Source organism: Vibrio sp. T13N, assembly GCF_032970445.1.
Classification (GTDB): Bacteria; Pseudomonadota; Gammaproteobacteria; order Enterobacterales; family Vibrionaceae; genus Vibrio; species Vibrio diabolicus.
The window spans coordinates 397374-409986 of the sequence record NZ_JAWJYE010000003.1 but is presented as its reverse complement, the minus strand read 5'-3'; the positions used below and the strand labels follow the sequence as shown (position 1 = coordinate 409986).

Here is a 12613-nt window from a genome sequence, read left to right as displayed (position 1 = left end):
ATGAAATCTCGATTAATTAAGCGGTAAAAACAAACAACCTCACAATTGCGAGGCTGGAGGTGAGGCATTATAGCGGTTTAGGGCGTTTGAGACAGCAGTTCTTGAGCCCACTCGGTAGATTGATTAAAAGCGTCTGCTAATTGAGGCTCGGTTAATTTAAGAACGGTGCAATACCGCTCAGCTAATTCCCAGTCTGCTTGTTCGTAGGCGATCGTCATTGAAAGTAAGTGGCCAAGTACGCCTTTTCGACTGGTTAATGCGAGTTTTATATCTTCGTCAACGGGGATATCTTCAATGACATCCGAGAGCGGTTGATCGAGCAAAGATCCGAGTAAAGAAAACATGCCTGTCAAAAAAGCCTGCCCAGGGTCATACCTAGTGTTCATTTGACTAAGTAACAGTTCACACATTCTTGCACGCTGAATCGCCAAGGAGTAAAGAGAATCTGGTTTATCTTCTTGAACGGACGCAATGGCAACTAAGGAAATAAAGCGTCGTAGTCGCTCTTCACCCAGATAAATAAGTGCCTGTCTGAACGATTTGATCTTAGTCGTTAATGTATATCCTGAATTTACGTAAGTAAGCAACTTGTATGACAGCGTCACATCAATAGAAAACAGACGTTCAACCTCATTGAAGTCGATGGGCTTATCTGCAATCTCTTTACACAGCTGTATGACGGTAAGAAACGCGGGGTTCAACCGTTTTTTCTGGATCATCTCAGGCTTGCTGAAAAAATATCCTTGAAAATAGTTAAAGCCGGCTTCTAAAGCTTGCTCAAATTCTTCATAGGTCTCAACTTTTTCAGCAAGAAAGTCGATTTTAAATGGGCTTAATGCCTGAATAAAAATAGCGGCTTTCTTGATCGGTACGAGTCGAATGTCAAACTTGATCATGGAAACGTATGGAAGAAAACGTTTCCAAGCCTTCGTCGGCACAAAATCATCTAAAGCAATTTTGTATCCGCACTCATGAAGGTGCTTGATGGCTTCTAGCAGCTCTTCTGTCGGTTCACAATCTTCAAGGACTTCAATGACGAGAGACTCTTTGGGAAACAGAGTTGGGACTAGATTCACCAAGCTTTGATGCGGAAAGTTAACAAAGCCAAGTTTGTTCCCTAATGTGTTGTAATGCGTCGACAAAAAATGGTCGGATAGCAGTCGACTAGTAGCCAGCTCTGGTTCTACTTCAGGGAAGGTATTTTTAGGACCGTCTCGAAAGAGAAGTTCGTAACCTATGGTTCGTTTTTCTCTATCCAGAATCGGTTGGCGAGCTACGTAAGAATACTTCAATTAGGTACTTCGTTCTGTTTAACTTAGTATTATGATAATAGCGATTTTTTACAAAATATCTACGACTTGAGCGTGAATCTTCTACACGCTCTACATGCTTAACGCAAATTCTGTATGAATGGTCTCGTTTGTAGGTCAAAGCCATCAGAATTTACTTGTAAAACTGAGCCTTGCGTATACCAATCCCCTAAAACTATCCGGGTCTTTTTAACGCCATCGACGTCAAAAAAATGTGTATTCGGGCGATGAGTGTGACCATGAATCATTAAGTTGACGCAATTCTGAGACATCACTTTCTCGACTTCATTTTGATTGACGTCCATGATGTCTAAAGGCTTGCTCATTTTATCATCACGAATATCGGATTGAACTTTTGAGACAATTTTCTTCTTAATAAACCAAGGAATGTGATTAAACAGCCATTGCAACCAAGGTTGATGAACAGTCTTACGGAATTTTTGATAATCAATGTCGTCAGTACACAGGGTGTCACCGTGGAGAATAACTGCTTTAGTACCATAAAGGTCTATGAGGCTAACTTCATCTAATAATGTAATGCCTGTCTCTTTACAGAAGCGTTTTCCCAATAGGAAGTCGCGATTGCCCTGAATGAAATAAACAGGAACGCCAGTCTTTGTTAGTTGCTGGAACTCTGTACGGATTTGATTGGCAAAAGGAGTTTTGTCATCGTCTCCAACCCAAAACTCGAACAGATCGCCTAATACATAAAGTGCATCGGCTTTCGTTGCTTCTGTTCGCATGAACGTCACAAAACATTCCGTAATATCCGGACGCGATGGGGTGAGGTGAAGATCGGAAATAAATAATGTTGTCATAGAAATAAGGGGAAGCGATGCCTCCCCATTAACTTATCTCTTAGAAATAATTCTTACGAATTATTCTTCAATTGTTGTACCAGTGATTACTACGTCCTCTAGAGGTACGTCTTGGTGCATGCCGTAAGAACCAGTGCTAACGCCTTTGATCTTATTTACGATGTCCATGCCTTCTACAACTTCACCGAATACACAGTAACCCCAACCATCTAGGCTTTCGCTACGGAAATCTAGGAATGTGTTGTTGTTTACGTTGATAAAGAATTGAGAGCTTGCTGAATGCGGTTCCATAGTACGTGCCATAGCAAGTGTACCCACTTTGTTGCTTAGGCCGTTGTTTGCTTCGTTCTTGATAGGTGCACGTGATGCTTTTTCACGTAGACCAGGTTCCATGCCACCACCTTGGATCATGAAACCGTCAATAACACGGTGGAAAAGAGTGTTGTCGTAAAAGCCATCGCGGCAGTACTGAAGGAAGTTTGCGCTAGTCTCTGGCGCTTTCTCTTCGTTTAGTTGAATCTTGATGTCACCAAAATTAGTGTGAAGGGTGATCATGCTACTTTCCTTTACTGTGTTGTGTTGAGCCCGAGATTCTAGCCTAAGTTCTAGTGCATTAAAAACTCAGGAAGAGGAAATTCTTCGTTTTGTGCTTGAAGTTTAGCCGATTATCGTTTTATCGGTTAATTGCTATTACCTAACCAGGTCGGAGTTGATATACTCGACCTTCTTTTATTCATTCACAATCATAGATAGAGATCATGTTAAAGATATATAACACACTCACAAGACAGAAAGAGGAATTCAAACCAATTACAGCTGGCAAAGTCGGCATGTATGTCTGTGGAGTTACCATCTACGATCTCTGTCACATCGGTCACGGTCGCACTTTTGTCTCCTTTGACGTGGTATCACGTTACCTTCGTTACCTAGGTTACGATCTAACGTTTGTACGCAACATCACAGACATCGATGATAAGATCATTAAACGTGCGGCTGAAAATGGCGAGTCTTGTGACTCACTGACTGAGCGCTTGATCGGTGAAATGCACGCAGACTTCGACGCATTAAACATGAAGCGTCCTGATATTGAGCCTCGTGCAACCCAGTTTATTCCAGAAATCATCGAACTTGTTCAAAAACTGATTGAACGCGGTTTTGCTTATGTTGCGGACAATGGCGATGTAATGTTTGAGGTTCGCAAGTTTGACGAATACGGCAAACTGTCTAAACAAGATTTGGATCAGCTGCAAGCGGGCGCGCGCGTTGATGTCGAAACAGCCAAACGCAGCCCACTAGACTTCGTTCTTTGGAAGATGTCTAAACCAGGTGAACCTACGTGGGAATCACCATGGGGCCCTGGTCGTCCAGGCTGGCACATTGAATGTTCTGCTATGAACTCTTCAATCCTAGGTGATCACTTTGATATTCACGGTGGCGGCTCTGATCTTCAGTTCCCACACCACGAAAACGAAATCGCGCAATCATGCTGTGCACACGACACTAAGTACGTAAATACTTGGATGCACAGTGGCATGGTGATGGTAGATCGCGAGAAGATGTCTAAGTCTCTAGGCAACTTCTTTACTATCCGTGACGTACTTGGTCACTACGATGCAGAAACGGTTCGTTACTTCCTTATGTCTGGTCACTACCGTAGCCAGTTAAACTACAGCGAAGAGAACCTAAACCAAGCACGCGCTTCGCTTGAGCGTCTATACACTTCTCTACGTGGTTTGGATCTAAATGCTGCTCCTGCTGGTGGTGAAGAGTATGTATCTCGCTTTACAGCAGCGATGAACGATGACTTCAATACGCCAGAAGCGTACTCAGTTCTGTTCGACATGGCGCGCGAAGTTAACCGTCTGAAAACAGAAAACCTAGAGAAAGCGAGCGAGCTAGGTGCGCTTATGCGTGAACTAGCAGGTGTGATCGGTATTCTTCACCAAGATCCAGAAGCCTTCCTAAAAGGTGATGCAGGTAACGATGATGAAGTGGCTGAAATCGAAGCTCTTATCAAGCTGCGTAACGACTCTCGCGCTGCGAAAGATTGGGCGAATGCAGATATGGCTCGTGACAAGCTAACCGAAATGGGCATTGTTCTGGAAGATGGTCCAGAAGGCACAACGTGGCGTCGTAAGTAATTGAATTTTCAATTTTAAAGGGCTGATAATTCAGCCCTTTTATTTTCCATTTCCATAAATTAAAACTTTAACTTTAGGTAATGCTCTGTGGCTCAGATGTATTTCTATTACTCAGCAATGAATGCGGGTAAATCAACAACGCTTCTTCAATCCTCTTTCAACTATCAAGAACGCGGCATGACGCCAGTTATTTTTACGGCTGCACTAGATGATCGCTTTGGTGTTGGTAAAGTGAGCTCTCGTATTGGTCTTCAATCTGACGCACACTTGTTTCGTCAGGATACCAATTTATATCAAGAGATCGCAGCTCTGAATGAGGTTGAGAAACGTCACTGTATTCTTGTTGATGAGTGTCAGTTCTTGTCGAAAGAGCAGGTTTACCAACTTACTGAAGTTGTTGATAAACTGCATATTCCAGTATTGTGTTATGGCCTTCGCACCGATTTTCTAGGCGAACTTTTTGAAGGCAGTAAGTACCTGTTATCTTGGGCAGACAAGTTGGTTGAGCTCAAAACGATCTGCCACTGCGGTCGCAAAGCGAATATGGTTATTCGTACCGATGAACATGGCGTGGCGATTAAAGAGGGCGATCAAGTTGCGATCGGCGGTAACGACAAATATGTCTCCGTGTGCCGTCAGCATTACAAAGAAGCACTCGGTAAATAATCCGTATTAATACAGAAAAGCCACCGTAATCGGTGGCTTTTTGTTGTCTGCTAGAAAGGGCTTAGACTAAGTCAAAACCAAATCTCTCTAGCAAAAACTGATAAGATAATTCTACCTGCGGAGGGATGTTTTGCTCGGTTTGAAATCCTTTCTCTGGATAGCTTTTTACACGAGAGAAATCTTCCATTAGTGCTTCTAGCACCATCATTAGTGGCATGTCTTCATTAATATATTCAAAAAACGGATGAGCCGTAGAGCTTACCTGGAGCTGGGAGTAGGGTGACTGCCACTGTTTTTCAAATGTCGCTATAGCTCTGCGTTCCATAAATGGTTTTTGCACCAGAATAAACGATGAGCAATGTTTTCCTTCTTCTTTCAATCGCTGCTCAGTAAAGCGAACGTTTTCTCCACTGTTGGTGGATTCAGTTTCGAGCAAAATTGCTTCACTGGGCACACCTGACATCTTGGCAATTTCGGCAAAAGTTTCCGCTTCGCTTTTTTCAAACAGTCCATCGGTAAAACGACCTTCTCCCCCTGAAAATACAATCAAAGTCGCTAACTTTTGGTGGTACAGATTTGCTGCATGCTCTGCTACACGCACATCGTTACTGCACATCACAAACAAACAGTCTGCGGGTTTCAGCTCATGTTTGAGTTGCATGTAATCCCAAAGTGTTTCTATGTGTCGATAGAGTTTCATAGCGCGTCCAAAGTTGAGTTGAAATGAAATTGATAGCCAAGTGAGAGTAGCTTGTCTGCGAGAATGCGCTTATCCGTTTGTTCTGTGACTGGTGGAAGAGGTATCTCACTTTCGCTCTTATTTATAGCGGCTTGGTAGAACTCCGCCTTGCTGACGGTATGCGGTGTGGTCACGTTAATAACTTGGTTACTTAAATTATCTAAAGCAAATTTGACCGCCGATACCGCATCATCTTGATGAAGCATATTAGCAGGCGCTTTACGACTGACTTGTTTTAGTCTCATTGCAAAGCGAGAAGGGTGCCTATCTGGCCCAATTAGCCCGCTACAACGCATAATGACGAAGCTAATATTAGAATCGATAACATGCTGCTCGGCTTGCAGCATAATACGTGCATTGTCAGAGAAATAAGGGCTGTCGGCTGCTAAAGAGAGCGACGCATCTGCTTCTTCCATATCTGAAGCTAGGTTGGGATACACCGTTGTAGAGCTAATCATAACGAGCTTTTCAACGTTGTTTTGCTTTGCTGCGTTTGCGAGCATTTGCCATTGTTGGGCGTATTCTTGTCCGCGTCCTTTACGAAAACCAGGGGGAAAAGCACCGACAACGTGAGTAATTTGATGTTGCTTAAGCAACTCATCTAGCCGTTTCGCCGCGTTAAGTTGATTAAAATCGAATAATGCGGAGTGAGTTAATGAAGCGGGTAACTCGTTTAACCGAGCTTGGTTACGACGAGTAACGACAACGTGGTGTCCGTCTTTCATCAAAGTTTCTGCTAGCGGAGTTCCGAGCCAGCCTGCACCTACGATCAATGTATTTGCCATTTGGGTCTTCCTACTTACTTATTTATGTCTGCTCGAATAGATTGAGCAGCTCTGCTTTGGCTTGTTGATGGAGGGGATCTGAATGCCATTTCTGATGTTGAATAAGGTCAACATTGACTTGCCAAGCCAGCTTTGTGAAATCATCCCCAACTCTTTTCAGTGTGTTCGGTGAATACGCGACTAAATGCTCCGGAAGAAAGCACCAACCAAACCCTTTATTCGCTAATTCCAACAAAATATAGTAGTTATCAGCGTACCAGATATCCGGGCTGAATGCTTGATTGAGACCACATGGCTCTGCGTTTTTGGAGCGTATGACCAGTTGACGATGTTGTTTGAGTTGATCAATGTGAGTGACGCGTTGCTGTGCTAGAGCGTGCGTTGAAGAGACATAGACATCGAACGCAATGTTACCAAGATTAGTGAAATCGATATGTCTCGGCATTTGTAAGTCACTCAAAATAATCCCAGTAGTGGCGCGCTCCGATTTGACCAATTCAATGATATCCGGACTTGAAGCTGTTAAGCATTCAACTTGCAAATGTGGAAAGCGTTGCTCTAAATTTTTTAGCACGTCGGGCAAGCGAGTCAGAGGAATCCCTTCATCAATGGCTAAAACCAATTTATTCGTTGGTGTTGAAAAAAGCTGTGATGCTCTGTTGTTCAATCGGTCTAGTTGGCTGATTGCCGCTTGTGCATAAGGTATGAGCGCGAGGCCACTCTCGGTTAATTTCGGATATCGACCAGAGCGATCAAATAGATCAACACCACAGTCGACCTCCATATTTATGATGTGTTGGCTGACTACGGATTGAGCTCGCCCCAGTTTTCTTGCCGCGCCTGAAAATGATCCGGTTTCTGATGTAGCAATGAAAGCTTGCAGTTGTTCGATGGTAAACATATCGCTTTTGCCGATGGTATCTAACTTTTTGTTATCTGAATAATAGATAAAATTCTAAGCATTGAGTAGAACTATTTGGACAGAGAAATATGACTCGTAACGAACGAATTTTTCATGCAGTACTTTTTGAGTTAATCGCACTCGCGATCATTGTGCCAGCGGCTTCATTGATCACCGGAAAGGGATCGAGTGATCTCGCGTTGGTTGGGATTGGGTTGAGCATGTATACCGTCGTGTGGAATTACATCTACAACTTGTACTTTGATAAGTGGTTTGGCAGCAATCGAACTGAGCGAAGTTTAGCGATGCGTTTTGGGCATACAATTGGATTCGAGGGAGGGTTGATCTTTATCTCTATAGCCGTCATTGCTTGGTTCTTAGAAATTACGCTTCTTCAAGCTCTGGTGTTGGAAGCTGGCTTCCTAGTGTTCTTCCTATTTTATGCCACGGGCTTTAATTGGTTGTACGACAAGGTTCAGCCATTTAGCAAAATGAAAAAACGATTAGCACCGCAGGTTTCGGCAGGAACAAAATGCAGGGACCAATAAAAAACGCCACCGAATTCGGTGGCGTTTTTGTTCAAATTACACAGAAAGGACTCTTAAAATCTTATCCGCATGCTCTGCGACTTCAATACCTTCATCTGTTAAATAACCACCATCAGGCTGTGTACAAAGTTGCTTCTCGTATAGACGAGCAACGGCTGCCTGCATTTCTTCTGACGCGTCTGTATGAACTTTAATACCAGTTGCAGCACTACTTAAGTCGAACTGAAGAAGTAGGTTCAATTCGGCGATATGTTCAGCTGAATATTTCATAAATGATTCCTTTACGCTTTTTTTACCAAGCTAGTCTGAAAAGAAGAGTTGAGCAACATTAAACGATAAGAAGTGTTAAGTATGGCGCTATCAGGCTGATATAACGCAGGATCTTTGTTCGAAAGGCAGAATACTTGTTAAGTATCAATGATTGTTACGATTGCGAATGATAGTTGACCTTTATCGGTTGATCTCTCGATAACAACATTTTTAGTAAACATGTCAAATAGCGCTTGAAAAAGTAGGAAAATGGAGCGATTATCCGCGCCTCTTTAATTGTTTCTAAATGTTACACCACAATGAACTTCAATCAGTTTGACTCACTATTACCGCCTCAGGCTGCGGAACGCGCGGCTGAAGTGGGGGTAGGTAAAGCAACTAAAGCACCGATCAAATCTTTTTTATTGGCAATTTCTGCCGGACTTCATATTGGTATTGCGTTCATCTTTTACACCACGGTGACAACAGGTGCAGGCGACCTTCCATGGGGTATTACCAGGCTAATCGGTGGCCTAGCCTTCAGCCTTGGTTTGATTCTTGTTGTCGTTACAGGTGGTGAGCTTTTCACTAGCTCAGTATTAACATTGGTAGCGCGAGCGAGTGGAAAGATCTCGTGGCAAGCGCTCATCAAAAACTGGTTTGTGGTTTATTTCGGCAACATGGTTGGTGCTCTTTTGTTGGTAGCATGCATGTTGGTCACCAAGCAGTATATGTTTGATCACGGCCAAGTTGGCCTCAACGCGATGGCGATCTCTCAACACAAATTGCACCATGGTTTCTTTGCTGCTGTTGCGCTTGGCATCATGTGTAACGTGCTGGTGTGTATTGCTGTTTGGATGACGTTTAGTGGACGTACATTAACTGACAAAATAGCGGTCATGATTCTGCCAGTAGCTATGTTCGTGTCGGCAGGTTTCGAGCACTGTATTGCGAACATGTTCCAAGTACCCATGGCGATTGGAATCAAATATTTTGCACCGGAAGCATTTTGGCAAATGACAGGGGCGGATATTGCAAACTATGCGGACTTAAACATGATGGGGTTCATCGTAAATAACCTTATCCCTGTAACGATAGGGAACATCATTGGTGGCGGTGTATTCGTTGGTATGTGGTATTGGATGATTTATCTACGTGATGAAGACAAGCATTTACGATAAATCTAAAAGAATAAAAGAAAGGCGAGCCAAATGGTTCGCCTTTCTTTTATTCGTGTCGATAAGTTTCACACAAATCGAGTGAGTTAAATCAGCTCTTCATTGATGCCAAAATCGGTTGGGAGCCAATGAGAAGTCACTTCCTTTGGTTCTTGAACGAGCCAGTCCAGAGGTGCATCGGATAGGAGTTCATCGTAATTTTCTTTGATCATTAAGACATCCATGTACGTCTCTCCAAGTTTGTGGTCACTATCTTTACTCTAAAATTAGAATATGTCAGGCAAGTGATCAAAGCATGACGATTAGATTGATCACTTATGTTGCTATGTTTCTGGTTGCGTATGGGTTTAGGGTGTTTATCCACATTTTCTGTGGATAACCTGTCTCAAAGGCCGTGCGTATCTAAACTTGCAAAGAAAATTTCATAAAATTAGAGGCTTATACTCGAGAGAATTCTGTCTGACTTTTCTCCAGAAAGCGTCTTGATGAATGTTGAAAGAATGAATGAGTTATTCAGTTAAAAGTGCGTTTGACTTGATAATACAAGCCCTTTCACTGGCTTTGTTCACACGCTTAAACTATCTATGAGTTTTGGTAGGTTCTGGTTGTTGGATTTTTATTTTGATCCGGCCTTCTTTCGTTTGTACCCAGCTCAGTGTCATCTCCAGCGTAATAGCGACGGAGGTACTCAACATGACGAAAATAGCCAGCATAATCACCAACTGATATTTAATTGCAACCATCGGGCTTGCGCCACCTAGAATTTGACCAGTCATCATGCCTGGCAAGGTAACCAGCCCTGTAGTGGCCATAGAGGCTAAAGTTGGAGCAAGTGACTTTCTAAGGGCCTCTTGAATGAAGGGGAATGATGCATAACGAGGAGAGGCACCAAGTGAGATAGCAGCCTCGTATTCTGATTGTCTCTGTTCAAAAGCCGTAAATAAATTCTGCAGTGCGATGATGTTACTACTTAAGCTGTTACCCAATAGCATGCCCGCAAGTGGGATCATGTACTGGGCGTTGTAAATAGGGGATGGCTGCACTAGGCCTGCGGTAATCGCTATAAGAAGTGGAATTAGACCACAGGTTAAGCCTGTAAGAAGAGGAAGCATAAGTGGCTTTTTAGGCAGGCGAGCTTTTCCTGCAATTGAGCTTGCGCCAATCAGTAACATGATGGCAAGCCAAAGTATATTGACAAGTAAGCTGTTTAATTGAAAAAGATATTCTAAATACACGCCAATCAATATGAGCTGAAGTGTCATACGAATAACACTAATTATTGTGTCTTTCGCAATCCCTAATTTTGTAGCGGGCATTAATAAAGAAGGGAACCAACAAAATCAGACCAAACAATGCCAGTTTGGTCCAACTTATATCCACCACGCTATCCATAATCGCTCCTCGAAAATCCGCGAATAATTGTAACTAAGCTCCTCCTTTATATGAACATCAATGTGCATTTTTTGATGTTCTCAACGTAAACCTTTAGCGCTATTCTTGTCATTATTTCGCATCATTTTATTCACAATTGATTATCTTTTGACGGGTTTTTAAGCCAATTTATGACCCGTTAATTACTATCCAAATGTAACTTATGTTTGGTAAATGTTGTCATTTTAACAATTGGTTAAAAGACTTATTTTGTCACATCTGTTCATGTTTTTTAATAAATAACATCAATCAATCACATCTCTGGATGAGCTCAAAAAAGTGTTGAATTACAAGGCCTGAGAGCTCTTATTTGATTGAACCTTACTATTAGTATGGTCTAACATTTTCCATTAGAGATTGTAAAAAACTTAAGCTTGGTTACGCGGGCTTTTCAATAACACTAGATACAAAATAGGCAAATGTATGAGTGATGTTAATAAAATTGAGAGTGGTGAAAAACGCTCCCTGGAGTGGAAGTCGTTCCTCTTCATTGCAGTTGTTCTCTTCCCAATTCTGAGTGTGGCTTTTGTCGGCGGTTACGGGTTCATCGTTTGGATGTTGCAAGTGTTCTTCTTTGGACCTCCAGGCGCGCACGGCATGTAAGCCTGTGAGCTCATAACCACACTTTTGAAAAGATTTTAAGAGAGCAAATAATGAAATCATTAATCATTAAACTGTGGCGTACCATGACGCGCCCAGCTGTACATATCAGCCTAGGTGTGCTGACTATGGGCGGCTTCATTGCTGGTGTTATCTTTTGGGGTGGCTTTAACACCGCTCTAGAAGCAACCAACACAGAAGAATTCTGTATTAGTTGTCACACAATGCGTGACAACGTGTACGTTGAGCTGCAAGAAACGGTTCACTGGAAAAACCATTCAGGTGTTCGTGCTACTTGCCCTGACTGTCACGTTCCTCATAACTGGACAGACAAAATTGCTCGTAAAATGCAGGCATCTAAAGAGGTATTTGCACAGGTATTTGGCAACTACGATGAACCTGGTGTGTTCGAAGAGCGTCGTATCGAACTTGCGAAACACGAATGGGATCGTTTCTCGGCAAACAAATCTTTAGAGTGTAAGAACTGTCACAACTACGAATCGATGGATTTCGAGCAAATGTCTCCAACCGCTCGTATCCAAATGAAGCAAGCAGCAGAGAAAGATCAAAGCTGTGTTGACTGTCATAAAGGTATCGCGCATAACCTGCCAGCAGGTATGGACAGCATCGGCGGTATCGTGGGTGACCTAGAAGGTATGACTTCAAATACAGATTACTCTGTAGGTCAGCAACTAGTGAGTGTTCGTCACCTACCAATTTACTTTGATGCACAAGGCACTAAAGAAGCCGGTCTTCTTAATCCTGCATCGACCGTTAAAGTTCTTGAAGACAAAGGCGAGTTCGTTGAAATCGAAATCGACGGCTGGCGTAAAGCGAAAGGCTTCGGTCGCGTAATTCAAGAAGACTTCGGTAAGAACATTGCGACTGCGTCTCTGATGAAAGAAGCAGCAACAGACAGCAACATTGTGACGACTGGCGAGAAAAAAGTGGATGAGCTAACAGGCCTTCCTTGGGAAAAAGTCGCGGCGAAAGTATGGATTAAGAAAGAGTCTATGCTGAACGACATCAATCCTGTTTGGGAAAAATCTCGTGAAGCGTACAAGACCAATTGTTCTGTATGTCACACTCAACCTGCGGAAGCGCACTTCGATGCGAACACCTGGCCAGGTATGTTCGACGGTATGTTGGCGTTCGTTAACCTAGATACAGACAGTGAAGCCCTGATCTTGAAGTATCTACAGAAACACTCTTCAGATTATGCTGAAGGTCACCACTAATAAGCGTCG

14 protein-coding genes and 1 pseudogene are annotated in these 12613 nt (G+C 42.9%); 6 read left to right on the top strand and 9 right to left on the bottom strand.

Features of this window, described 5'->3' with window-relative positions; translation table 11 throughout:
* Positions 1–77: 77 nt before the first annotated feature.
* The 3 genes from R2S67_RS07255 to R2S67_RS07245 form a co-directional block, all read right to left on the bottom strand.
* Positions 78–1292 carry an EAL and HDOD domain-containing protein gene (locus R2S67_RS07255; RefSeq protein ID WP_005378158.1) on the bottom strand — a complete coding sequence of 405 codons (1215 nt, stop codon included), beginning with the start codon at positions 1290–1292 and terminating at the stop codon, positions 78–80.
* Positions 1293–1390: 98 nt separating this feature from the next.
* Entirely contained in the window at positions 1391–2128 is a 738-nt protein-coding gene (gene lpxH, locus R2S67_RS07250; RefSeq protein WP_006743038.1) for a UDP-2,3-diacylglucosamine diphosphatase, read from the bottom strand.
* 60 nt (positions 2129–2188) lie between these two features.
* Entirely contained in the window at positions 2189–2683 is a 495-nt protein-coding gene (locus tag R2S67_RS07245) for a peptidylprolyl isomerase (RefSeq protein WP_005390900.1), read from the bottom strand.
* A 203-nt stretch (positions 2684–2886) separates the two neighbouring features.
* Between R2S67_RS07245 and cysS the strand changes: the two genes are divergently transcribed.
* Both cysS and R2S67_RS07235 read left to right on the top strand, forming a co-directional pair.
* The gene (gene cysS / locus R2S67_RS07240; RefSeq protein ID WP_317342986.1) at positions 2887–4269 is read left to right on the top strand and encodes a cysteine--tRNA ligase; all 1383 of its coding nucleotides are present in this window, start codon (positions 2887–2889) and stop codon (positions 4267–4269) included.
* An 87-nt stretch (positions 4270–4356) separates the two neighbouring features.
* Positions 4357–4935 (top strand): thymidine kinase, encoded by a 579-nt coding sequence (locus tag R2S67_RS07235; protein ID WP_005378154.1) that lies wholly within the window; start codon positions 4357–4359, stop codon positions 4933–4935.
* Positions 4936–4996: 61 nt separating this feature from the next.
* Here the strand turns inward: R2S67_RS07235 and R2S67_RS07230 are convergent, their stop codons facing one another.
* Genes R2S67_RS07230 through R2S67_RS07220 form a run of 3 tightly spaced genes read right to left on the bottom strand, consistent with a single transcriptional unit; the run spans position 4997 to position 7360 of the window.
* Positions 4997–5635, bottom strand: a complete 639-nt coding sequence (locus R2S67_RS07230) for a YdcF family protein (protein WP_301571424.1) — start codon at positions 5633–5635, stop codon at positions 4997–4999.
* Positions 5632–6459: an NAD-dependent epimerase/dehydratase family protein gene (locus R2S67_RS07225; protein ID WP_161445668.1), complete on the bottom strand. Its 828-nt coding sequence runs from the start codon at positions 6457–6459 to the stop codon at positions 5632–5634. The genes R2S67_RS07230 and R2S67_RS07225 overlap by 4 nt, the downstream gene beginning before the upstream one ends.
* A 22-nt stretch (positions 6460–6481) precedes the next feature.
* Positions 6482–7360 (bottom strand): LysR family transcriptional regulator, encoded by an 879-nt coding sequence (locus R2S67_RS07220; RefSeq protein WP_005390908.1) that lies wholly within the window; start codon positions 7358–7360, stop codon positions 6482–6484.
* Between the two features lie 89 nt (positions 7361–7449).
* On the opposite strand from R2S67_RS07220, the gene R2S67_RS07215 reads away from it, so the two are divergent.
* Positions 7450–7908 (top strand): PACE efflux transporter, encoded by a 459-nt coding sequence (locus R2S67_RS07215; RefSeq protein WP_317342984.1) that lies wholly within the window; start codon positions 7450–7452, stop codon positions 7906–7908.
* A 36-nt stretch (positions 7909–7944) separates the two neighbouring features.
* On the opposite strand, the gene R2S67_RS07210 is transcribed toward R2S67_RS07215, so the two are convergent.
* Positions 7945–8178: a TIGR02647 family protein gene (locus R2S67_RS07210; RefSeq protein WP_005378148.1), complete on the bottom strand. Its 234-nt coding sequence runs from the start codon at positions 8176–8178 to the stop codon at positions 7945–7947.
* Between the two features lie 299 nt (positions 8179–8477).
* Here R2S67_RS07210 and focA point away from each other — a divergent pair, with 299 nt between their 5' ends.
* Positions 8478–9338, top strand: coding sequence for a formate transporter FocA (focA, locus tag R2S67_RS07205; RefSeq protein ID WP_005393324.1), 861 nt, complete (start codon positions 8478–8480; stop codon positions 9336–9338).
* 83 nt (positions 9339–9421) lie between these two features.
* Here focA and R2S67_RS07200 read toward each other — a convergent pair whose 3' ends face one another.
* Positions 9422–9547 (bottom strand): hypothetical protein, encoded by a 126-nt coding sequence (locus R2S67_RS07200; protein WP_254903806.1) that lies wholly within the window; start codon positions 9545–9547, stop codon positions 9422–9424.
* A gap of 366 nt (positions 9548–9913) precedes the next feature.
* Positions 9914–10727, bottom strand: a pseudogene (locus tag R2S67_RS07195) (ABC transporter permease).
* 462 nt (positions 10728–11189) lie between these two features.
* Here R2S67_RS07195 and torE point away from each other — a divergent pair.
* Both torE and torC read left to right on the top strand, forming a co-directional pair.
* On the top strand, positions 11190–11369 hold the full coding sequence (gene torE, locus R2S67_RS07190) for a trimethylamine N-oxide reductase system protein TorE (RefSeq protein WP_005378141.1): 180 nt from the start codon (positions 11190–11192) through the stop codon (positions 11367–11369).
* A 50-nt stretch (positions 11370–11419) separates the two neighbouring features.
* Positions 11420–12604: a pentaheme c-type cytochrome TorC gene (torC, locus tag R2S67_RS07185; RefSeq protein WP_006742852.1), complete on the top strand. Its 1185-nt coding sequence runs from the start codon at positions 11420–11422 to the stop codon at positions 12602–12604.
* Positions 12605–12613 lie beyond the last annotated feature (9 nt).